Origin of the sequence: Clostridium sp. AF28-12, assembly GCF_003435225.1 — a bacterium.
Taxonomy (GTDB): domain Bacteria; phylum Bacillota; class Clostridia; order Lachnospirales; family Lachnospiraceae; genus Pilosibacter; species Pilosibacter fragilis.
The window spans coordinates 31,014-53,306 of sequence record NZ_QWGJ01000003.1; the positions used below are offsets into that span (position 1 = coordinate 31,014).

At 47.0% G+C, this 22,293-nt stretch carries 18 protein-coding genes; 15 read left to right on the plus strand and 3 right to left on the minus strand.

Annotated features, from left to right (window positions below; all coding sequences use genetic code 11):
* Positions 1 to 37: 37 nt before the first annotated feature.
* Entirely contained in the window at positions 38 to 1,240 is a 1,203-nt protein-coding gene (locus DWY93_RS03765; RefSeq protein ID WP_117471833.1) for a nucleotidyltransferase family protein, read from the minus strand.
* A gap of 344 nt (positions 1,241 to 1,584) precedes the next feature.
* Between DWY93_RS03765 and DWY93_RS03770 the strand changes: the two genes are divergently transcribed.
* The 5 genes from DWY93_RS03770 (at position 1,585) to rpmF (ending at position 5,554) form a co-directional block, all read left to right on the plus strand.
* Positions 1,585 to 1,917, plus strand: a complete 333-nt coding sequence (locus tag DWY93_RS03770; RefSeq protein WP_015554501.1) for a cyclic-di-AMP receptor — start codon at positions 1,585 to 1,587, stop codon at positions 1,915 to 1,917.
* 256 nt (positions 1,918 to 2,173) lie between these two features.
* Positions 2,174 to 3,175 (plus strand): phosphate acetyltransferase, encoded by a 1,002-nt coding sequence (gene pta, locus DWY93_RS03775; RefSeq protein ID WP_117470288.1) that lies wholly within the window; start codon positions 2,174 to 2,176, stop codon positions 3,173 to 3,175.
* Between the two features lie 99 nt (positions 3,176 to 3,274).
* On the plus strand, positions 3,275 to 4,468 hold the full coding sequence (locus tag DWY93_RS03780; protein ID WP_015554503.1) for an acetate kinase: 1,194 nt from the start codon (positions 3,275 to 3,277) through the stop codon (positions 4,466 to 4,468).
* Between the two features lie 373 nt (positions 4,469 to 4,841).
* Entirely contained in the window at positions 4,842 to 5,369 is a 528-nt protein-coding gene (locus DWY93_RS03785) for a DUF177 domain-containing protein (protein WP_117471834.1), read from the plus strand.
* Positions 5,370 to 5,371: 2 nt separating this feature from the next.
* The gene (gene rpmF / locus DWY93_RS03790) at positions 5,372 to 5,554 is read left to right on the plus strand and encodes a 50S ribosomal protein L32 (RefSeq protein ID WP_015554505.1); all 183 of its coding nucleotides are present in this window, start codon (positions 5,372 to 5,374) and stop codon (positions 5,552 to 5,554) included.
* Positions 5,555 to 5,674: 120 nt separating this feature from the next.
* On the opposite strand, the gene DWY93_RS03795 is transcribed toward rpmF, so the two are convergent.
* On the minus strand, positions 5,675 to 6,712 hold the full coding sequence (locus tag DWY93_RS03795) for a DegT/DnrJ/EryC1/StrS aminotransferase (RefSeq protein WP_117471835.1): 1,038 nt from the start codon (positions 6,710 to 6,712) through the stop codon (positions 5,675 to 5,677).
* A 945-nt stretch (positions 6,713 to 7,657) separates the two neighbouring features.
* Between DWY93_RS03795 and DWY93_RS03805 the strand changes: the two genes are divergently transcribed.
* Positions 7,658 to 8,419, plus strand: coding sequence for a creatininase family protein (locus DWY93_RS03805; protein ID WP_117471836.1), 762 nt, complete (start codon positions 7,658 to 7,660; stop codon positions 8,417 to 8,419).
* A 145-nt stretch (positions 8,420 to 8,564) separates the two neighbouring features.
* Here DWY93_RS03805 and DWY93_RS03810 read toward each other — a convergent pair whose 3' ends face one another.
* Positions 8,565 to 10,664 carry a glutamine synthetase III gene (locus tag DWY93_RS03810; RefSeq protein WP_117471837.1) on the minus strand — a complete coding sequence of 700 codons (2,100 nt, stop codon included), beginning with the start codon at positions 10,662 to 10,664 and terminating at the stop codon, positions 8,565 to 8,567.
* Positions 10,665 to 11,501: 837 nt separating this feature from the next.
* On the opposite strand from DWY93_RS03810, the gene DWY93_RS03815 reads away from it, so the two are divergent.
* The 9 genes from DWY93_RS03815 to rnc all read left to right on the plus strand — a co-directional run bounded on the left by DWY93_RS03815 (position 11,502) and on the right by rnc (position 22,280).
* Complete coding sequence (locus DWY93_RS03815) at positions 11,502 to 13,250, plus strand: CTP synthase (protein WP_117470284.1); 1,749 nt, start codon at positions 11,502 to 11,504, stop codon at positions 13,248 to 13,250.
* Between the two features lie 414 nt (positions 13,251 to 13,664).
* Entirely contained in the window at positions 13,665 to 14,879 is a 1,215-nt protein-coding gene (locus DWY93_RS03820; RefSeq protein WP_117471838.1) for an LL-diaminopimelate aminotransferase, read from the plus strand.
* Positions 14,880 to 15,265: 386 nt separating this feature from the next.
* Entirely contained in the window at positions 15,266 to 16,597 is a 1,332-nt protein-coding gene (gene aspS, locus DWY93_RS03825) for an aspartate--tRNA(Asn) ligase (protein ID WP_117471839.1), read from the plus strand.
* A 25-nt stretch (positions 16,598 to 16,622) separates the two neighbouring features.
* The gene (gatC, locus tag DWY93_RS03830) at positions 16,623 to 16,916 is read left to right on the plus strand and encodes an Asp-tRNA(Asn)/Glu-tRNA(Gln) amidotransferase subunit GatC (protein WP_021905050.1); all 294 of its coding nucleotides are present in this window, start codon (positions 16,623 to 16,625) and stop codon (positions 16,914 to 16,916) included.
* Between the two features lie 12 nt (positions 16,917 to 16,928).
* Positions 16,929 to 18,404: an Asp-tRNA(Asn)/Glu-tRNA(Gln) amidotransferase subunit GatA gene (gatA, locus tag DWY93_RS03835; protein WP_117471840.1), complete on the plus strand. Its 1,476-nt coding sequence runs from the start codon at positions 16,929 to 16,931 to the stop codon at positions 18,402 to 18,404.
* Positions 18,401 to 19,834: an Asp-tRNA(Asn)/Glu-tRNA(Gln) amidotransferase subunit GatB gene (gene gatB, locus DWY93_RS03840; protein WP_181968485.1), complete on the plus strand. Its 1,434-nt coding sequence runs from the start codon at positions 18,401 to 18,403 to the stop codon at positions 19,832 to 19,834. The genes gatA and gatB overlap by 4 nt, the downstream gene beginning before the upstream one ends.
* Before the next feature lie 372 nt (positions 19,835 to 20,206).
* Positions 20,207 to 21,217: a phosphate acyltransferase PlsX gene (gene plsX, locus DWY93_RS03845; protein ID WP_117471841.1), complete on the plus strand. Its 1,011-nt coding sequence runs from the start codon at positions 20,207 to 20,209 to the stop codon at positions 21,215 to 21,217.
* 96 nt (positions 21,218 to 21,313) lie between these two features.
* Entirely contained in the window at positions 21,314 to 21,544 is a 231-nt protein-coding gene (gene acpP, locus DWY93_RS03850) for an acyl carrier protein (RefSeq protein WP_015554516.1), read from the plus strand.
* Between the two features lie 55 nt (positions 21,545 to 21,599).
* Complete coding sequence (rnc, locus tag DWY93_RS03855; protein ID WP_117470278.1) at positions 21,600 to 22,280, plus strand: ribonuclease III; 681 nt, start codon at positions 21,600 to 21,602, stop codon at positions 22,278 to 22,280.
* The last annotated feature ends 13 nt before the right edge of the window (positions 22,281 to 22,293 follow it).

Sequence of the window (22,293 nt, forward strand, 5' to 3'; positions counted from 1 at the left end):
GAGCCAACGGAAAGTGGCTCCCAACGAAAATATATATTTATGGAATCATGACAGGTGCCTGTGTAAATTCGTTTTTCTGCGATTTCCCGGATTTTAGTTCCCGCACCATCCTGGTGAGTTCAGACGCAGTTAGATTTTTCTTAAAAAGTTCATACGCGGAAGAGGAGAGGATATTTTTTGCGTCAGCAGTTTTTGCAATAACCGGGATATCACAGTGCCTTTTTAATTCTGAAAGAAGCAGTGAGGAAGATCTTTTGAATCCCAGGATCCGGATCCATGGAGCACGGAATAAATCTGCAAACATACACTGGTCTTCGACGCTAATATCAAGCATGAGATTCATGAGTGCACGGCTGACTCTGGCATAAGTATACTGTCGGTCTTTCCTGAGAGCAGTCAGAGTATCCGTCCGAAAGAATTCTAATCGGTTTTTATAGAGCTTTGCCGCAAGATCTCCCGGCATTCCGAAAATGTTCTGAAGTTTCTCCAGATCGGAAGTTAAAATTTTCTGGTTCAGGAGGAGAGAAAAATCATTTGGAAACAGCGGAATCTCAGATTCTTCTTTCATGCATTCAAAATGCGAATCCGGTAGAACAGCAGTGAGAAATTCCAGATCCTTCGAAAAAACCGCTTTTCGGATAGCTGTTGCGGAAGCGAAGGAGCCGTTCCGATCCTCAGAATGGTAGCCTGGGTCTGAGCGTTTCAGAGTCCAAGGACTGATCTCGGAAGAGAATTCTTTTAATGCTTTCAGATATTCAACTGCGAGAATGTCATTTGGAGAAGCTGGCACAGTCTCTTTCTTTGCGAGAGTCAGAGCCTGCGGGTATGTGAGACCACTTCGAAGACCTTCGCGGATCAGGGCGGACTGTTCGTTCGTTTCCAATGCGGAATGATTAGCCAGTTGCCACAATTCTTCGATATTGCCGGATTCACTGCCAAAGGAAAGGACATCGATCATTCCCATATGGTGAAACAGAGAGACGCCGCAGCGGGCAAAATCTTGGGCAGCGCTTAAGGTTCCAAAGATCGGCATCTCGATCACGAGATCAGCCCCTGAGAGAAGGGCAGAGCGGGTACGGAAGGTTTTGCTGTACATTGCCGGAATCCCCCGCTGTACAAAATCACCGCTCATGACAACGACAATGAAATTGGCGCCTGTCTGGCGTTTTGTCTCTTCAATCTGATATTTATGGCCATTGTGGAACGGATTATATTCTGCGATGATAGCGGCTGTTTTCATGGTGTAAACTCCTTAAATAAAGTCGATCAGTGGTCAAAAATAAATTTGCAGTTCTTTTGGCAGAGTGAAATTGATTTATTGCTGCGAGTAAGGCAGTGTCATACCGTGCCGAAAATACAAATCATTATCTAATAATATAGACGAAACAAAAACTTAATGCAATATTTATTGTTATCAAAGGAAAAATGTGATATACTGCGTTTAAACAATGTGTGAAAGTTCTGACGATTTCACAACTGAACAGATGTCAGATTTTTACGCATATGTTTTTAAGACTATATTTTACATCTTTGCGGCGGTCACCGCAATCTTTGGAAATAAGACGCAGAAAGGATGGATGCTATATGAAACTGATTTACGCAATTATCCGTTATGACAATGAGGACGATGTTACAACTTCTCTTACAAAACACAAATTCAGTGTGACACGTCTTTCTACTACCGGTGGATTCCTGAAAAAAGGTAATACAACTCTGATGATCGTTACTGAGCCGGAACGTGTCGACGAGGCTATCGATATTATTAAGAAAGAATGCGGCCATCACCAGAAGATCACCATCAATATGCCATATGTATCCGGTTCCTCTATGGTCCATTGTGCAACCATGCCGATGTCTGTCGATGTTGGCGGCGCAACGATCTTCGTTGTGGATGTTGAGCGGTATGAAAAGATCTGATAACAGACAATCAATGTGGATGGAAAGTACCTTTTATATTCCAGAAGGAAATTACCCCAATAGATAATTAGAAATTGTAGGAGCTTTGGCAGTCTTTGCTTGCCGGAGCTCTTATATTTTTATCATTGTTTTTAATTTAACGAGAGGTACTGAAAAAAGTGCAAAAAATTGGGGAATATAGTCTTGTATCCAGTATTTAGCTGCGATATAATAAAAATACGTATGAAAACCTATATTGAGGAAGGAGTCAATCATCATGGCATTTATTGATCTTATGAAGGAAAAGGCGAAACAGGATGTAATGACCATCATCCTGCCAGAGAGCAACGATAAGAGAACTCTTATCGCAGCAGCACAGGTATTAAAGGAGAAGACCGCTGACCTGATCATGATCGGAAAAGAGGAGAAGATCATGGATGGTGCTCACTGGCTGGAAGTGGACCTTACAGGTCTTAAAGTCGTAGATCCGGATACAGATCCGAAATTCGACCATTATGCAGAGACACTGTTCAAATTAAGAGAGAAAAAGGGCATGACTCTCGAGAAAGCACAGGAGATCTTAAAGACAGACTACATCACATACGGCGTTATGATGGTAAAAGAAAAAGACGCTGACGGACTTGTTGCAGGTGCTTGCCACGCAACAGCTGATACATTGAGACCGGCTCTTCAGATCTTAAAGACAGCTCCGGGAACAGAGCTTGTATCCGGTTTCTTCATCATGGACGTTCCGAACTGCGAATACGGTGCAAACGGCACATTCCTCTTCGCTGACTGCGGATTAAACCAGGATCCGACATCTGCAGAGCTCGCTGCAATCGCTGACAGCTCCGCTAAGAGCTTCCGCGCACTTGTTGGAGAAAAGCCGATCGTGGCTATGCTTTCCCACTCCACAAAGGGCAGTGCGAAACATGCACTTGTAGATAAAGTTGTAGAAGCTACAAAGATCGCAAACGAGAAGTACCCGCAGCTTGACCTTGACGGTGAGTTACAGCTTGATGCTGCAATCGTTCCGTCCGTAGCAAAGGCAAAAGCAAAAGGAAGCGAAGTTGCCGGACATGCTAATGTACTGATCTTCCCGAACCTTGACTGTGGTAACATTGGTTACAAGCTGGTTCAGAGACTTGCAAAAGCAGAAGCTTATGGTCCGATGCTTCAGGGTATCGCAAGACCGGTCAACGATCTTTCCCGTGGATGCTCCGCTGAGGATATCGTTGGTGTAGTAGCCCTCACAGCTGTACAGGCTCAGATGGCTTAATCTATAATTGCTCAACAACATAAGGGAACGGCGCATAATCGATATGAGGAGACGGCGTTCCCTTTTTAAACTTATTTTAAACAAGGAGTTTTATCTGCCATGAATATTTTAGTTATCAACTGCGGAAGCTCTTCCTTAAAGTACCAGTTAATCAACTCTGACACAGAGGCAGTTCTTGCAAAGGGTCTTTGCGAGAGAATCGGTATCGAAGGAAGCCAGATCACATACCAGCCAGCAGGCGGAGAGAAGGAAGTCACTGTTTCCCCGATGCCGACACACACACAGGCTATCCAGATGGTATTAGACGCTCTTACAAACAAGAAGAGCGGCGTTATCGCAAGTCTTGCAGAGGTTGGCGCTGTTGGTCACCGTGTCGTACACGGCGGTGAGAAGTTTACTTCTTCCACAGTAATCACAGATGAGGCTATGAAAGCGATCGAAGAGTGCAACGACCTTGCACCGCTTCACAACCCGGCAAACCTGATCGGTATCCGCGCTTGTCAGGAGCTTATGCCGAACGTACCGATGGTAGCTGTATTCGATACTGCTTTCCATCAGACAATGCCGGAGGAGGCTTACCTTTACGGTCTTCCGTACGAGTACTATGAGAAGTACAAAGTAAGAAGATACGGCTTCCACGGAACATCCCACAGCTTTGTATCCAAGAGAGCTGCTGAGGTTGCCGGAAAACCGTACGAGGATTTAAAGATCATCGTTTGCCATCTTGGTAACGGTGCAAGCCTTTCCGCTGTAAAGAACGGCAAATCTGTAGATACAAGCATGGGTCTTACTCCGCTTGAGGGACTTATCATGGGAACACGTTCCGGTGATATGGATCCGGCTATCATGGAGTTCATCGCTAAGAAAGAGAACCTCGACATCGCAGGCGTTATGAACGTTCTGAACAAGAAGTCCGGTGTTCTTGGCCTTTCCGGTGTATCCAGCGACTTCCGTGACATTGAGGAAGCAGCTGAGGCTGGCAACGACCGCGCAGCGAAAGCTCTTGCAGCTTACAACTACCGCGTTGTTAAGTACATCGGTGCTTACACAGCAGCTATGGACGGCGTAGATGTGATCGCATTCACAGCAGGTCTTGGTGAGAACGGCAAGTCCATGAGAAAAGCTGTTTGCGAGCATTTATCCTACCTTGGCATCAAGATCGACGACGAGGCTAACAGCGTAAGAGGAAAAGATATCGTAATCTCCACACCGGATTCCAAGGTTAAAGTTATGGTAATCCCGACAAACGAGGAGCTTGCGATCGCAAGAGAGACTCTGGCTCTCGTAAAATAATTTTTGACAGTTTGTCCGTGCGGATATCTGTATGGTGAACTGATTCGCAATGACGCTGACCCGTTCAGAACCCTGTGAGAGCAGGAGATGAGCGGGTTGGCTTCTGTGCTGTCTGGAGGTTTTAACGTCTTCAGGACGGCTTTGAAGCCCTCTCGACATACGCTGGGGTTTCTTACAGGTACGAAAGTATTTCGTTCCTGGTGCTCTTGATGCGCGCTCTGGCGCGGTTAAGAATTTGTCACAAGAATATGGTTTGAGCGCAGAAATGCATGAAAAATAGAGCTTTTAAAATTTAATATTTTATTAGAAAAATTGTTGACAAATTGTTCCTGTTCATATATAATATCTTAGTGCGTATTAGGAGAAACATAATATGCTGATTAATTTATCTGAAGTTTTTACTCTGGAAGGCAAAGAGAAAACCTGGGAAGTACCGTTTGAAGCGAAAGCTTACAAGGGCTCCCGAGTTGAGTATCCGGTGATTTCTGCGAACCCGGTAAAGATCACTGTAAAAAACCTTGGAAACAGAAAGCTGAGTCTTATGGGAAATACTTCCGTGACTCTTGCGATTCCCTGTTCAAGATGTCTGGAACCGGTGAATTACACCACAGATATTGAGTTTGACCAGGAGATCGATATGAATGCTTCCGATGAGGACAGAGTGAAGGACTTGGATGAACAATCTTATTTATCTGGTTATAATCTGGATGCCGATATGCTGGTTTGCAATGAGTTATCATTGTACCTGCCTATGAAGGTCCTTTGCAAGGATAATTGCAAGGGAATCTGCAGTAGATGTGGAGCAAATCTCAACAAGGGAGATTGCGGCTGTGATACATGGGTTCCTGACCCGCGGATGGCAGCCATCCAGGATATTTTCAAACAGTTTAAGGAGGTGTAACCATGTCTATCTGTCCTAAGAATAAATCTTCCAAAGCGAGAAGAGACAGCCGCAGAGCGAACTGGAAAATGTCCGCTATGAACTTAGTAAAGTGCAGCAAGTGCGGTGCTTTAATGATGCCTCATAGAGTATGCAAGGCATGCGGCAGCTACAACAAGCGTGAAATCGTTAAAGTTGAAGACTAATTAAGAATTATGAGATCCTCCGGTGGTTTTCCCCCGGGGGATTTTTTCGTCTACAGCAAGAAGCCAGATACCGCGGTATCTGGTTTTTTGCATTTGAAGCTTTTCGTTGTTCCTGCATATTTATCTCGTGAAATTTTCAGAATAATCCATTAAGATCTGCGCGACATACTGCATATCAGAAGGTGAGAAGCGCTGATCGCAGGGAAGGGATATAATGTGGTCATAAATGTATTGTACTGATGATTCCGGTAGTGGATGAACCAGCGGTCCCATTGGCCAGTAGACAGTCGAGAGAATCTGGTGATCTGTCAGGTATTGCTGTAATTCGCTGCGTTTTTCAGCATACAGGCAGAAATGGCTTGGAACAGCAGCCTCCGGAAGTTCGGAAAAGACTATCTGCACACCGCGAAGCGGTGCTGCAAGGGCTTTTAAAAGTGCAGCATAGTTTTCACGCCTTGTCCTGCAAATGGAATCGAAGTCAGCATGGCGTAGGAGATATTCTGAATTATCATCACTGGCAAAGCTATCAAACATCTGACGAAGTCGAAGTTCTCCCTCCCAGAAAATATCTCTGTTTTCTGTCTCGATGGATTCTTCGCGTTGCTTGAGATGTGTTAATTCTACCGGCAGAAGAGGTGTTTCAAAGGTTCCGTTTCGTTTAACAGCAAATCCCCCGCAGGCAACCCCCATCCATTTTCGGAAGCTTCCGGCAAAATAATCACAGAGAGGATCGATACCGTCAGCTGAAAGCATGGAATGAGTTACATCTTCAAAAATAACAACTCCTTTTTCTTTGCAGGCTTTAACAAAGCTGTGATCATAGTTGCAGAAGCCATAGTAACCGCAAAGAGATAAAACACTGATTTCATCGATAACCGCTGTGTCAAAAATGCTGTGCAAATTCTGGTCCAGCTCATAAAATTTCAGCTGATATCCGGCTTTCTTAAAAGGAGCAAGGACCGTTCCACAGGTATACATAGGCACATACGCGACTTTACGCGTATCGTACCGTGCAATATCCTGTAAACAATAATAGATACCGCATCGTCCGGACATGGTAAATGCCAGATCATCACCAGGTGAGCAGATACGCGAAAAGTATCCGTTTTCGATAGGTGTGTTGGGTTCGTAGTGGAACATACCACCAATTTTTCGCATGTTTCATTTCCTCCTTACCAGTAGAAAAAGGTTACACGGATGTTTTTGTCCGTTAGCTAAAAACTCATTATAATTATAATAGATTGTTAATAAAAACGAAAGCTTTATTTTGTGCAATAATAAATTTCCTATTACACAAAAGGAACACAATAATATCATTAATAATTATTGTTTTATAATATGATTGCCAAAGCATAAAAAGAGTGTGTTAGGCAGTCATGAAAACTTCTGAAAATGCTGTCATAATAAAAAATAATACAAAAAATTAACGAAATAATGGATATCTTTTTTTATTGTTAAGAGAAAGCTAAAATTATTGACAATCCTATTGGCATAGACTATACTTATTTTAGCAAGAATGGTATGAAACTTTTAAATTGTCAGATAAAAATTCAATGCTAAAGAGGCACAGGAGGTTATTAACAGTTAAATTTTAAGTCAAACGTCCGTGAGACTTGGTGCGTGATTCTGCTCAGCGTAAGCTGACATATTCTTTACAGAATCACTGTACATCCTCGCGGAGCGTTTATCTCAGTCGGAGACTAACTCCCACTGAGACTAATTTGTTATTACTCGCCACCTGAAGAGGTGAGAGTCTTCTCGACTGAGATAAATCATATAGATAGATGTTGAGTTTTATAGGATATAGGGTAGAGTACTATTAAAAGGAGTTAATACTCTGAGTTAATATTATTCTATACATAAATTTTCAAAAATTATAGGCGTATCTGTTCAGACATTACGAAATTGGGATGTCAATGGAAAGATATCAATAAAAATGTTGAAGGATTCATTATGGACGCAAATGGTTACTACAGCTTGGATAAGGTTAAGGTTGCACAGTAATTAACGGCAACACAGTAATTGATGAATGTCGGGCTGTCTGGTTTTCGGATCGTCCGATTTTTCAGCAGATAATAATTATTATGTGAAAGGAAAGAAACTATGAGACTTGAAAATTTGACTTGGCCGAAAGCACAGGAATATTTTGAAAAAAATGATATGGTACTTATATCTATCGGCAGTATTGAGTGTCACGGTCGTCACATGCCGCTTGGAACCGATACACTGATTCCAAATCATTTGTTGGAGAAAATCGAGAAGAAGAGTGATGTTTTGATTGCTCCGACCATTCCATATGGTTCCAGCCCAGGTTTAGCTCCGTATCCTGGTTCAATTGATATTGACAGCGAGGTACTCTATCAGTTTTGCCGTCAGGTTTTCCTGAGTCTGTATCGTCACGGCGCAAGAAAATTCGTTTTTCTGAACGGACATGGCGGTAACATCAAGATGATTCAGCGCCTTGGCATGGAATTCGAGGATAGAGGCTGCCTGGTTGCTATGCTTAACTGGTGGCTGATGGCATGGGATATGAACCCAGCATGGAAAGGCGGTCACGGCGGCGGTGAGGAAACAGCTGCGATTCTTGGAATTGATCCGTCTTTAGTTGACAAGAGTGAGATAGGTGGTGAACTCCAGTTTAAGCACCTGTCTGATAATCTGAAGACAACTGGTTTCCGTTCTGTTGAGTATAAGGGAGTTACCGTTGAGATTCCCCGCAAAACTCCGCATGTTACAGACAACGGATGGATCGGACCGGATCATCCGAGTACCGCTACAGAAGAGTGGGGCAAGGAAATGCTCGAGACCACAGCAAACTATATTGTTGATTTCATGGAAGAGTTCAAGAAAGTTAAACTTTCATAAAGCAATGCCAGAGTGGATAAGAACGTGACGCTGAAAATGATTGCAGTAATTTTAAATGCAAATGGCACATAGTAAAATGTGATACGAAAAGACCGCCGGCCCAGATTTCTCTGGTAACCGGCGGTCTTCCCTATGAGCAAAACAATTAAATGTAAAAGAGCAATGCATCGTATGTCGGATACGGGAGATAATCCTCCGGGATCAGGACTTCCGCATCGTTGACAGCCAGACGGATCGTTTCCATCTCGGCAAGGATCGTGTCATGGTAGTAAGTACCAGCCTTTAAGTAGTCATCCATGCCTTCCGCGGTACCGATCATATCCTTTAAGATATCAAGCTCATCAGAGATCGTATCTGCGAGTCCGGAGAGCTTTGTGATCAGCTTTTCTTCCGCCTTTGTTGTAATGCCAGGAACAAGCTCTTTCTTGGTGCTGCCTGTGCATGCGAGATCGTTTACATAGGAGAACAGAGACGGAAGGAAGTCTTTCTGTACCATTTCCTCCATAGTCTTAGCCTCGATATGGATCGTTTTTGCGTAATCCTCAAGAAGGATCTCGTAGCGGGAGAAGAGTTCTTCTTTTGTCAGTACATGATGCTTTGTGAAAAGCTCGATGTTCTTTTCAGCAATTAAATGCGGAAGAGCCTCCGGTGTCGATTTCAGGTTCGGGAGTCCGCGTTTCTTGGCTTCCGCTAACCACTCATCGGTATAGCCGTTGCCGTTGAAAATGATCCTTGCATGGTCTGTGAAGGTATCCTTTAAAAGCTTGTGGATCGCCAAATCAAGCTCTGAGCCGGTAAGCCCATCTAAGACCTTGCAGAAGCCTGCGAGAGACTCTGCAACTGCTGTATTTAAGATCACGTTCGGACCTGACAGGGAGAGAGAGGAGCCCGGCATACGGAACTCAAACTTATTTCCTGTGAAGGCGAACGGTGATGTACGGTTACGGTCTGTGTTATCTTTTGTGAAGTGCGGGAGAACCTTCGGGCCGATGGACATCTGAACGGCACCCTTTCCTTCAAAATATGTTTCGGATTTAATGGAATCGACAACAGTCTCCAGCTCTTCACCTAAGAACAAGGAAACGACTGCAGGCGGTGCCTCGTTTGCTCCGAGACGGTGATCGTTTCCGGCCGTTGCAACGGAGATTCTTAAAAGATCCGCATAATCATCAACAGCTTCCACAACGGCTGCTAAGAACAGTAAGAACTGTGTGTTTTCTGCCGGTGTCTTTCCTGGATTCAGAAGATTTTCACCGGTATCCGTGGAGAGTGCCCAGTTGTTATGTTTTCCGCTTCCGTTGATGCCCTCGAACGGTTTCTCATGGAGCAGGCACGCAAGACCGTGGCGGTCAGCAACCTTCTTCATCATCTCCATAACGAGCTGGTTGTGGTCAACAGCAACATTGACGGTTTCAAAGACAGGAGCAAGCTCATGCTGCGCAGGAGCAACCTCGTTGTGTTCAGTCTTTGCCGGAATTCCGAGCTTCCAGAGTTCTTCATTTAATTCTTCCATGAAGGCTTCCACTCTCGGCTTGATGGAACCAAAGTAGTGGTCATCCATTTCCTGTCCCTTCGGAGCCGGAGCGCCGAATAAGGTACGTCTGCAGAAGATCAGGTCTTTTCTTAAGCGGTAGCACTCTTTGTCTACCAGGAAATATTCCTGCTCAGCGCCTACCGTAGTGTTGACGCGTTTGACATCTGTTTTTCCTAAAATGTGGAGTAAGTGGGTAGCTTCTTTGCTGACAGCTTCCATGGAGCGGAGCAGCGGAGTCTTTTTATCGAGTGCCTCGCCGCTGTAAGAACAAAAGGCAGTTGGGATACAGAGCGTATGTCCCTTGATGAATGCGAAAGAGGTAGGATCCCATGCGGTATAGCCGCGGGCTTCGAAGGTAGCGCGTAAACCGCCTGACGGGAAGCTGGACGCGTCCGGCTCACCTTTTACGAGTTCTTTTCCGGAAAATTCCATGATTGCTTCGCCGACACCGGTCGGAGAGAGAAAACTGTCATGCTTCTCAGCGGTGATGCCTGTCATCGGCTGGAACCAGTGGGTGAAATGGGTAGCGCCATGCTCCAGAGCCCATTCTTTCATGGCAACAGCTACAGAGTTTGCGACATCCAGTTCCAGATGGGAACCGCTGTTGATGGTCTTTGCAAGTGCTTTGTAGATATCCTTCGGGAGACGTGCTTTCATTTCGGAGTCGTTGAATACAAGACTTCCATACAGTTCAGGAATGCTTTTGCTCATAGATGTTTCTCCTTTCAACTCCGCTGGGGAACTTCTTTGCTCCCATATGCGGGAAATTATACTTGATTTGCTGCCTGTTCCGGGGTGGGGAACAGACAGTAGTCACTTTACGGATCGATATTTAAGTATAGGGGGTTATGGGGAAGATCCGTAAAATGCGAGAAGGGCACCGGGGTGTATGTTTCATGCACCCAAGCGCCCTTGCTCTTATGGTGGTATAATATACTCGTTTTTCAGGATTTGTCAACACATTTTTTTGAATCTTTTTTTGATCACAGACAGTGTTCCTATTATTAAACATTTTTCTGTTTCGGATGGTCTTACAGTTGTTCTGCCGTTTCAAGGAGTCAAAACAGTTTTAAACAATTCTATGTCAGGACATAAGAATCGTCTTTTCAGGCTGCGGATCCCGTATGGAAGGAATTGGATGAAAAAACTTTAACAAACTGCGAAAAAACTACTTTACAAATTTGAAAAAATGGAATATAGTAGTTCCATATTTTTTTAGCGCAGTCAATACCTATGAGCAATTAATCCTGCGTAAAAATAAGTTTCATAGTGATGGAATGAATTAGACAAAGGTGTCAGAGTCTTAGTACTTCTGTCACCTTTTTTTACTTGAAAGCGTTGTCAAGCGGTTAGACATTCTGCGTGCCTGCACGCAGTGAAGAATAGGCATTTGACGACCAAGCCGGTATGGTAAGCAGGGCGATAGCCCGGATTACGAATGCTGGCGGTAGCTGCGGGAGTGCCGAAGCCACGGAGCAGCTGGCTTTCAGCATTATATGAAACTACAGTTTCCCCACATTAACAGTAATATAAATTTGGAGGTAAGGTATGGCAGTTAAATACGTATTCGTCACGGGAGGCGTTGTCTCCGGACTCGGCAAAGGTATTACCGCCGCATCCCTTGGACGTCTCTTAAAGGCAAGAGGTTATCAGGTAACGATGCAGAAGTTCGATCCTTATATCAATATTGATCCGGGTACCATGAATCCGATCCAGCATGGAGAAGTGTTCGTCACAGACGATGGAACAGAGACCGACCTGGACCTTGGACATTATGAACGCTTCATTGATGAGAGCCTTGATAAGAACTCCAACGTAACCACCGGAAAGATCTACTGGACCGTTCTTCAAAAAGAGCGTCACGGAGACTTCGGCGGAGGTACCGTACAGGTGATCCCACACATCACAAACGAGATCAAAGCAAGATTTTACCGCGCGAAATCCCCGGATGAGGACCGCATCGCGATCATTGAGGTCGGCGGTACCGTCGGCGATATCGAGAGCCAGCCGTTCTTAGAGGCGATCCGTCAGTTCCGCCACGAGATCGGATACCAGAACTCAGTTCTGATCCATGTAACGCTTGTTCCATATTTAAAGGCATCCGGCGAATTAAAGACAAAACCGACCCAGCAGAGTGTTAAAGCCCTTCAGGGAATGGGAATCTTCCCGGATGTGATCGTATGCCGTACTGAGGTTCCGCTTGAGGATGGCATTGAGAGCAAGATCGCATTATTCTGCAACGTCCCGGAGGATCATGTGCTCCAGAACCTGGATGTTGAATATTTATACGAAGCTCCACTTGCAATGGAAAAAGAGCGCCTGGCCCAGGTCGTATGTGAGTGCCTGAACATTCCGTGCCCGGAGCCGCAGCTCGGCGATTGGAAACAGATGGTGGACGCGTTAAAGAATCCGACGAGCGAAGTGACCATCGCCCTGGTAGGAAAATATATCCAGCTTCATGACGCATACCTCAGCGTTATGGAGGCATTAAAGCACGGAGGCATCGCAAACCGCACAAAGGTATCCATCAAGTGGGTGGATTCCGAGTTCTTAACTCCGGAGATCCTCGATGACACCTTTGCCGGTGTGGACGGAATCATTATTCCGGGCGGTTTTGGTTCCAGAGGAACCGAGGGAATGATCCTGGCAGCCAACTATGCGAGAGAGAACAAGATCCCATTCCTCGGAATCTGCCTCGGCATGCAGATGGCCATGGTCGCATTTGCGAGAAATGTTCTGGGATATGAGGATGCAAACAGCTCCGAACTGAATCCGGATACAACACATCCGGTGGTTGATCTGATGCCGGATCAGAACGGTATTGAGAACCTTGGCGGAACCTTACGTCTTGGTTCCTATCCGTGTGTTCTCGACAAAAAGTCCAAGGCATATGCCCTTTATGGAACAGAATTGATCAATGAGCGTCACAGACACCGCTTTGAGATCAACAACCATTACCGCGATGATTTTACATCCCATGGCATGATGATCTCCGGTCAGTCCCCGGACGGTCATATCGTTGAGATGATCGAGCTCCCGGATCACCCGTTCTATGTGGGAATTCAGGCTCATCCAGAATTAAAATCAAGACCGAACCATGCACATCCGCTTTTCGCAGGCTTTGTTGAAAGTGCGGAGGAACAGGGCGTACTCAGACGTGCAAAGAAGCTTCTCATGAAGAGAAATCATCTTTCCGAGCCGGAAGCGCACCGCTATCTCCAGAAGACCAGCATGGACACAGGAAGAACCATGACGGAGAGCGCCCATATGGTCACCATGCTGATCCATGAAGATTAATGTTTATCCCCGCCGTGTGCGGAGAGCCAAGCTGGACCTGCAAGTCGGTAATCATCCGGCACTTTACCTGGTTATTGCAAAAAAATTGTTACAGTTCAGTCATTATAGCTTCTTGTTTTCATATTCATGAAAACAAGAAGCTTGGTGGTTCCACCATATGCTGATTTGGATGAAAAAGTGCTTATGCAAGCAAGCTTGCAACACACTTTCTCATTCAAACCAGCGCATGGCTGAACTGTAACAAAAAGTTAAAGTATTTGCCGGATTTTTACTGCAGTTTTTGCATATGTGTGGTATATTTACATATAAAAGTGGTGCAAAGCGACTAACCGGATAGCGTGCCTGCACGCAGAGCCGGCTAGGCATTTGGCAACCAGACCCCACATGCATTTACAGAAAGAGAGGATTTGAGACATGTTTAAAGTCAATGAAAATTTTGCCAAGCTGCCGGGCAGCTATCTCTTCGCAAATATCGCAAAGAGAGTATCCGCATTCCAGGCAGAGCACCCGGAAAAGGAGATCATCCGTCTTGGAATCGGTGATGTGACACAGCCGATCGCACCGGCGATCATTGAGGCGATGCACAAAGCTGTCGATGAGATGGGACATGCCGAGACTTTCCACGGCTACGCTCCGGAGCAGGGCTATGACTTTTTGAGAAATATTATTGCAAAAGAGGATTTCCAGGAGAACGGCTGCGACATCTCTGCTGACGAGATCTTCATATCCGACGGCGCAAAGTGTGACTGCGGAAATATCCAGGAATTATTCTCCTTAGACAGCGTTGTCGCTGTATGCGATCCAGTATACCCGGTATACGTGGATTCCAATGTTATGGCAGGCCGCAGCGGTCTTTACAACGGTGAGACAGGCCGTTTCGACAAGATCGTATATATGCCGTGTACTGCTGACAACGGATTCCTTCCGGAGTTCCCGAGGGAGCATGTAGACTTGATCTATCTCTGCTTCCCGAACAACCCGACCGGTGAGGCGATCAAGAAGGCAGATCTCCAGGCCTGGGTCGACTTCGCGAACAAGAACGGCGCTGTCATCATCTATGACGCTGCTTACGAGGCATACATCACAGAGGAAGGCATCCCGCACTCCATCTATGAGTGTGAGGGCGCTAAGACATGTGCGATCGAGCTGCGCAGCTTCTCCAAGAAAGCAGGTTTTACCGGCATGCGTCTCGGTTTTGCTGTAATTCCGAAGGACTTAAAGAGCGGTGATGTAAGCTTAAACGCTATGTGGATGCGCCGTCAGGGTTCCAAGTACAACGGAACTCCGTATATTATCCAGCGCGCAGGCGAGGCCGTGTATTCTCCGGAAGGAAAGGCGCAGGTCGCTGAGCAGATCGCGCGCTACATGAAGAACGCGAAGACAATCTACACAGGCTTAAAGGACGCAGGCTTTACCGTATATGGCGGCGTAAATTCCCCGTATATCTGGTTAAAGACCCCGAACGACATGAAGTCCTGGGATTTCTTTGATTTCCTGTTAAACAACGCGGGTATCGTGGGCACTCCGGGGGCAGGTTTCGGTCCGTCCGGAGAGGGATATTTCCGGATCACTGCATTCGGAACTTACGAAAATTCTTTAAAAGCACTTGACAGAATCAAAAATCTCTGATAAAACATAAAACATCAAAAAGATATCAAACAAAGGCGTTGAAGGAAACTCCCTTTCGAAAGACTTTACAGAGAACCGTGTGACAGCTGAGAGCATGGAAGAAACGAGAAAGGCGGGAACGCTCTGGAGCCGGCTGCTCGAAGATCGGATACGATGGTAGGACAGCACGCAAGCTGCACGTTACGCGGCAGAGTCGTTAGGATGATGGTCCGACAGCGAAAGCGGCGACTCATGAGTGGCATGGAAATGCAATGCGGGTGGTACCGCGGGTGATATAGATCCCGTCCCGGAGAACTTTTAAAAGCAAAAGTCTCCGGGGCGGGATTTTTGTTGTTCCAAGTAAGAAAGCCTCAAATTTTACCCCACAAATTTAGGAGGAACAGATTATGGAGTTTGTAACAGGATTAGAAGACAGAAAAGTAAAAACTCTTGAAGAATTGGAAAGAGAAGAGTCCGTTGGTACCGAAGTTACTGTTGAAGGCATGGTACACAGCATCCGCGATATGGGAGAAATCTCCTTTGTGATCTTAAGAAGCCGTGATGGTCTCTTACAGACCGTGATCCAGGCAGGATCCGAAAAGAAAGTCCTCTCCGAGATCCGTGAAGGTCAGGCAGTCCGCGTGACTGGAACTGTTTTCAAGGAAGAGCGCGCACCCCACGGAATTGAGATCCATCTTGCCGATGCAAGGATCCTTTCAAAACCGGAAGAGCCGATGCCAATTGCCATCGACAAGTGGAAACTTCCCACATCCCTGGAGGCAAACTTAAACCGCCGCGCCATCGCATTAAGAAACGTCCGTGAGCGCGCGAAATTCCGCATCCAGGAAGGTATCTGCCGCGGCTTCCGCGAGTTTATGACAAGCCAGGGATTCACCGAGATCCATACCCCGAAGATCGGTGCGAAATCCGCAGAGGGCGGTGCGAACCTCTTTAAACTCCAGTACTTCCACAGACCGGCAGTCCTGGCACAGAGCCCGCAGTTCTACAAACAGATGATGGTCGGCGTGTTCGACAGAGTCTTTGAGACCGGCCCGGTGTTCCGTGCGGAGAAGCACAACACAAAGAGACATTTAAACGAGTACACAAGCCTTGATTTCGAGATGGGATTCATCGACAGCTTCATGGATATCTGCAAGATGGAGACGGCGATGCTGCAGTATGTGATAGAACTCCTGAAAAAAGACTACGCGAAGGAGATCGCCCTCTTAAAGATCGAACTCCCGAACGTGGAAAAAATCCCATTCGTCCGCTTCGATGAAGCGAAACGGCTGATCGCTGAAAAGTATGACAGACAGATCAGAAGCCCGCACGACTTAGAGCCGGAGGAAGAGGCGCTGATCGGCGAGTACTTCAAATCTGAGTACGGAGCAGATTTTGTTTTCGTTACCCACTATCCGTCAAAGAAACGTCCGTTCTATGCGATGGACGATCCGGAGAACAAGGAATTCACCTTAAGCTTCGACCTTTTATTCCGCGGTCTTGAGATCACCACAGGCGGCCAGCGGATCCATGATTACGAGACGCTCTTAAAGAAGATCGCGGAGAAAGGCATGGACATCGAGGGGATGGAAGATTATCTTGACTGTTTCAAATACGGAATGCCGCCCCACGGTGGTCTCGGAATCGGCCTTGAGCGCCTGACCATGAAGATGATCGGAGAGGACAACGTCCGTGAGGCATGCCTGTTCCCGAGAGATATGACAAGATTAAAACCGTGATGGTATAGAGAAAGGATTTGAGATTATGGCAGAGATGATCACCGATAAGACGATGGATGAGATTGAGATCCTGGCAAAGCTTCACCTGACAGAAGAGGAGAAAGAAAAATCAAGACAGGATCTTCAGCAGATGCTCGATTATGTTGATATGCTGAATCAATTAGATACCTCCGATGTGGAGCCGTTGACCCACATCTTCCCGATCAAGAACGTGTTCCGCGAGGACGTTGTTCTTGAGAGTACCCCGAAGGAAGAACTATTGAAGAATGCGCCGAAGGAAAAGGACGGACAGTTCCTTGTTCCAAAGACCATCGGTTAGGAGGAGACGGATATGAAAATACTGGAACTTTCCGCCACAGAGCTGGCAAAGAAGATAAAAGCAGGCGAGATCACCTCAGAGGAGGCCGCAAAGGCGTCCCTGGCGCAGATCGCTAAGGAAGATCAGAAGATCCGCGCGTACCTCACCGTGGATGAGGAGAAGGTCCTAGCACGGGCAAAGGAAGTGGACGATGGAATCCGCTCCGGAAAATACACAGGCCCGCTGGCAGGTGTCCCGATCGCAGTGAAAGATAATATCTGTACAAAAGACATGAGGACCACATGTGCTTCAAAGATCCTTGAAAACTTTGTCCCGTTCTATGATGCGACGGCGGTCACAAGGATTACAGATGCCGGCATGGTGATTCTCGGAAAGACAAACATGGATGAGTTCGCCATGGGAAGTACCACCGAGACTTCCGCATTTGCGGTTACAAAGAACCCGTGGGATACGGAACATGTTCCGGGCGGTTCCTCTGGCGGTTCCTGTGCGGCGGTCGCAGCCGGTGAGTGTTTCGCGGCTCTCGGCTCTGACACCGGCGGATCCATCCGTCAGCCAAGCTCCTACTGCGGCGTTACCGGAATCAAGCCGACATACGGAACGGTTTCCCGTTTTGGTCTTGTGGCTTACGCGTCTTCCCTGGACCAGATCGGACCGATCGGCAAGAATGCAGCCGACTGTGCGGCCCTTCTTGAGACCATCACAAGCCATGACGAGAAAGACAGCACCTCCATGGAGAGAACGGACACGGATTTCACTTCCGCCATCGGAAAAGATATCCGCGGCATGAAGATCGGTATCCCGAAGGAGTATCTGTCGGACGGACTTGACGATGATGTCAGAGCAGCCGTCGAGCAGTGTTCAGCCTACTTAAAGGAGTGCGGGGCAGAGGTAGAATACTTTGACCTCGGTCTTATGGAATACACGATCCCGGCATATTACGTGATCGCGGCTGCGGAGGCAAGCTCCAACTTAGAGCGTTTCGACGGTGTCAAGTACGGCTACCGTGCGAAAGCGTACGAAGGTCTCCATGACATGTACAAGCGTTCCAGATCCGAGGGATTCGGACCGGAGGTCAAGAGAAGAATTATGCTCGGTTCCTTCGTTTTAAGCTCCGGATATTATGACGCATATTACCTGAAAGCGTTAAAAGTACGCGCCCTGATCAAGAAAGCATTTGATGAAGCATTTGCAAAGTATGACATCATCTTAGGACCGGCAGCCCCGACGGCAGCTCCAAAGATCGGAACTTCTTTAAGCGATCCGATGAAGATGTATTTAAGCGATATTTATACGGTTGCCGTAAACCTTGCAGGTCTTCCAGGGCTCACCGTTCCGTGCAGCATGAACGAAAAGGGACTACCGATCGGTGTCCAGCTTCTCGGTGACTGCTTCAGAGAAAAGACCCTGTTTGCCGCAGCATCCGCCATCGAGAATGTCCGCGGTGGATGGACACTTCCATTTGCCAGAAAGGAGACCTTATCATGAAACAGTATGAAACCGTCATCGGTCTTGAGGTCCATGTGGAGTTAGCCACAAAGACTAAAATTTTCTGCGGATGCAAAACAGATTTCGGCGCTGAACCGAACACCCATGTGTGCCCGATCTGTACGGGTATGCCGGGATCTCTTCCTATATTAAATAAGCAGGTCGTGGAGTTCGCGCTTCGTGCGGGTCTTGCATTAAACTGCCAGATCAACCAGTTCTGCAAGTTCGACCGTAAGAACTACTTCTACCCGGATAACCCACAGAACTACCAGATCTCCCAGTTGTACCTTCCGATCTGCCACGACGGTTATGTGGAGCTTGAGACGGCAGCTGGAACAAAGCGCATCGGCATCCATGAGATTCATATGGAGGAGGATGCGGGAAAGCTGGTTCATGACGAGTGGACCGACAGTTCCCTGGTCGATTACAACCGAAGCGGCGTTCCACTGATTGAGATCGTATCCGAACCGGATATGAGAAGCGCCGATGAGGTCATCCAGTACTTAGAGCATCTTCAGTCCACCATGCAGTACCTCGGCGTTTCCGACTGCCGTCTCCAGGAAGGTTCCATGCGTGCCGACGTAAACCTTTCTGTCCGCGAGGTGGGAAGCCCGGTATTTGGGACGAGAACTGAGATGAAGAACTTAAACTCCTTCAAGGCCATTGCCCACGCCATCGAGGGAGAAAGAGAGCGCCAGATAGAGCTTCTTGAGGAGGGTCGTGCTGTTGTCCAGGAGACACGCCGCTGGGATGACAACAAGGAATCTTCCCATGCGATGCGTTCCAAGGAAGACGCGAAGGACTACCGTTACTTCCCGGACCCGGATCTTCCGCCGATCGATATTTCCGACGCATGGATCGCTTCCATCCGTGCAGCTCAGTCGGAATTAAAGAAAGCAAAATCCAGGAGATACCAGTCCGAGTACGGGCTGAGTGCTTATGATGCGGATATCCTCACAGGGGATAAGGCGCTGGCTGAACTTTTCGAGAACACCATCAAGGCAGGTGCGGCACCGAAGAAGGCAGCGAACTGGCTGACCGGCGAGACGCTTCGTCTTTTAAAGGAGAAGGAATCAGAGGCATCGAAGATCACCTTCACAGCAGAGCATCTGGCATCTCTTATCGCACTCCTTGAGAAGAGCGTCATCAACAACCAGACTGCAAAGGATGTGTTTGCTGTCATGTTTGAGTCTGATGTGGATCCGGCAGCTTATGTTGAGGAACATGGACTAAAGATGGAGAGCGATTCCGGACTTCTGGAGGAGACTGTGAAGAAGATCCTGGACGCAAACCCGAAAGCTGTGGGCGAGTTAAAAGAAGGAAAAGACAAAGTCATCGGATTCCTCATGGGACAGGTCATGAAGGAGATGAAAGGAAAAGCAAACCCGTCACAGGTGAGCGGGATGATCCATAAACTTGTGCAGGAGTAGAATGCGAAGAAGTCGTTTAAACGGATATGCATGCCTCGTAAGGAACCAGTTAAGGGCAGGTCTGATAAGTGGTATGGGCATATATAATTAGAAAAAGTCATGATGATCGGATCTAAATCTTAGACTGATCGTCATGACTTTTTATCTGTTTCTTCCATATATAAGGTATTTTCTTCCAAAAACCTGTCATTCCCTGTTCATGAAAACTGCATGAAAAAGGTATTGATTTTATGAAAGGTATTTAGTATATTAATTACTATAAAAGTCCCGGAGAGCGGCAATGTGTTTTTACGCCGTTCGATGGGATGATCCGTGTTATGGAAATATTTATCAAGACTTTTCTGCGCACGGACAGGAATTGGAGAGAAAAACATGATAAAAATTGCAGTAGACGCCATGGGTGGGGACAACGCCCCTGGTGAGATCGTAAAAGGTGCTGTCGATGCGGTCACAGAACGAAATGACATTACCGTCTGTTTAACTGGACAGAAAGATGCCATCGAGAAAGAGCTCTCAAAATTCACCTATAAAAAAGAGCAGATCGAGATCGTTGACGCCCCGGAAGTGATCGAAACGGGAGAACCGCCGGTCAACGCAATCCGTAAGAAAAAGAATTCTTCCCTCGTGGTCGGTCTGAACCTCGTGAAAAACGGGGAAGCGGACGGCTTTGTATCCGCCGGAAGCTCTGGAGCCGTTCTCGTCGGCGGACAGGTCATCGTCGGCCGTGTCAAGGGTGTGGAACGCCCGCCGCTAGCACCGCTTATCCCTACGGAAAAGGGTGTCTCTCTTCTGATCGATTGTGGCGCAAACGTTGATGCGAGACCTTCCCACCTGGTACAGTTTGCCCAGATGGGTTCCCTCTATATGAAATATGTGATGGGAATCGAGAATCCGCGTGTGGCGATCGTCAATATCGGTGTGGAAGAAGAAAAGGGAAATGCCCTTGTAAAAGAGACATTCCCGCTCTTAAAAGAGTGCAAAAATATTAACTTCATCGGAAGTATCGAAGCCCGTGAGATCCCCCACGGCGGCGCGGATGTGATCGTCTGCGAGGCCTTTGTGGGAAATGTGATCTTAAAGCTCTACGAGGGCGTGGGCGCGACGATGATGACGATGGTGAAGAAGGGCCTGATGAGTGATCTCAGAAGCAAGATCGGTGCGCTTCTCATCAAATCGGCTTTAAAAACTACGTTAAAGAGCTTCGACGCGAGCCAGTACGGCGGCGCACCGCTCTTAGGCTTAAAAGGACTTGTCGTGAAGACCCACGGAAGTTCCAAGGCAAAAGAGGTAAAGAACTCAATTATCCAGTGTATCTCCTTTAAGGAGAATGAGATTTCTGATAAAATAAAAGAGTGTCTTGCCCCGGAAGAGACAGAAGCATAACCGTTTGGTCGGGTGTTATCTGCGCTGCAGACCGAACCGTTACACATTATAAAATCAAGTCTAAATTATTAAGCAAAATAGGAGAGGATGGAAATTATGGAGTTTGAAAAATTACAGCAGATCATCGCAGAGGTTCTTAATATCGATCCGGAGGAGATCACAATGAACACTACATTCGTTGACGATCTTGGCGCAGATTCCCTGGATGTATTCCAGATCATCATGGGTATCGAGGAAGAGTTCGACATCGAGATCCCGACTGAGGAAGCTGAGAAGATCGCAAGTGTCGGCGATGCTGTTGAGGCAATCAAAAACGCATTAAATTAATCGCAGGAAAAGGTGTCTCTTTACAGGGACACCTTCTTTTAAAGAAAGGTTAATCATGAAAGAAAAACTTGAAAAACTTCAGGAAGTGATCGGTTACCAGTTCCGGGATCCAGGACTTCTGACTCACGCCCTGACCCACAGTTCCTACGCAAATGAAAAGCACTGGGATAAGACGCGCTGCAATGAGCGTCTGGAATTCCTTGGCGATGCTGTGCTCGAGGTGATCTCCAGCGATTTCCTGTTCCACACATACGAGTCTATGCCGGAGGGCGAGATGACGAAACTCCGTGCCAGCCTTGTCTGTGAGCCGACGTTGGCTTACTGCGCGGATGTGATCCCGCTTGGCGACTATCTGCTTCTCGGAAAAGGCGAGGATCTGACCGGTGGAAGAAAGCGTCCGTCTGTTGTTTCCGACGCGATGGAGGCGGTCATTGGCGCGATTTATCTGGATGGTGGTCTTGCTAATGCAAAAGAGTTCATCCATCGTTTTATTCTGAATGATATTGAACATAAACAGCTCTTTTACGATAGCAAAACTATCCTGCAGGAAATGGTTCAGGCAAAGTACAAAGAAACGCTTGTCTATGAACTGATCAAGGAAGAGGGACCGGATCACAACAAGTCCTTTGAGGTCTGCGTAAAAATCGGGGACGAGGAGATCGGAAGAGGTCTCGGACGGACAAAGAAAGCGGCGGAACAGGTTGCCGCCTACCACGGAATCTGTAAGATCCAGTAAGGCACAGATCACG

Excerpts from the sequence above, each read along its gene's own strand:
- DWY93_RS03765 (WP_117471833.1), bottom strand. The coding sequence starts at position 1,240 with ATGAAAACAGCCGCTATCATCGCAGAATATAATCCGTTCCACAATGGC.
- DWY93_RS03770 (WP_015554501.1), top strand. The coding sequence starts at position 1,585 with ATGAAACTGATTTACGCAATTATCCGTTATGACAATGAGGACGATGTT.
- pta (WP_117470288.1), top strand. The coding sequence starts at position 2,174 with ATGGCATTTATTGATCTTATGAAGGAAAAGGCGAAACAGGATGTAATG.
- DWY93_RS03780 (WP_015554503.1), top strand. The coding sequence starts at position 3,275 with ATGAATATTTTAGTTATCAACTGCGGAAGCTCTTCCTTAAAGTACCAG.
- DWY93_RS03785 (WP_117471834.1), top strand. The coding sequence starts at position 4,842 with ATGCTGATTAATTTATCTGAAGTTTTTACTCTGGAAGGCAAAGAGAAA.
- rpmF (WP_015554505.1), top strand. The coding sequence starts at position 5,372 with ATGTCTATCTGTCCTAAGAATAAATCTTCCAAAGCGAGAAGAGACAGC.
- DWY93_RS03795 (WP_117471835.1), bottom strand. The coding sequence starts at position 6,712 with ATGCGAAAAATTGGTGGTATGTTCCACTACGAACCCAACACACCTATC.
- DWY93_RS03805 (WP_117471836.1), top strand. The coding sequence starts at position 7,658 with ATGAGACTTGAAAATTTGACTTGGCCGAAAGCACAGGAATATTTTGAA.
- DWY93_RS03810 (WP_117471837.1), bottom strand. The coding sequence starts at position 10,664 with ATGAGCAAAAGCATTCCTGAACTGTATGGAAGTCTTGTATTCAACGAC.
- DWY93_RS03815 (WP_117470284.1), top strand. The coding sequence starts at position 11,502 with ATGGCAGTTAAATACGTATTCGTCACGGGAGGCGTTGTCTCCGGACTC.
- DWY93_RS03820 (WP_117471838.1), top strand. The coding sequence starts at position 13,665 with ATGTTTAAAGTCAATGAAAATTTTGCCAAGCTGCCGGGCAGCTATCTC.
- aspS (WP_117471839.1), top strand. The coding sequence starts at position 15,266 with ATGGAGTTTGTAACAGGATTAGAAGACAGAAAAGTAAAAACTCTTGAA.
- gatC (WP_021905050.1), top strand. The coding sequence starts at position 16,623 with ATGGCAGAGATGATCACCGATAAGACGATGGATGAGATTGAGATCCTG.
- gatA (WP_117471840.1), top strand. The coding sequence starts at position 16,929 with ATGAAAATACTGGAACTTTCCGCCACAGAGCTGGCAAAGAAGATAAAA.
- gatB (WP_181968485.1), top strand. The coding sequence starts at position 18,401 with ATGAAACAGTATGAAACCGTCATCGGTCTTGAGGTCCATGTGGAGTTA.
- plsX (WP_117471841.1), top strand. The coding sequence starts at position 20,207 with ATGATAAAAATTGCAGTAGACGCCATGGGTGGGGACAACGCCCCTGGT.
- acpP (WP_015554516.1), top strand. The coding sequence starts at position 21,314 with ATGGAGTTTGAAAAATTACAGCAGATCATCGCAGAGGTTCTTAATATC.
- rnc (WP_117470278.1), top strand. The coding sequence starts at position 21,600 with ATGAAAGAAAAACTTGAAAAACTTCAGGAAGTGATCGGTTACCAGTTC.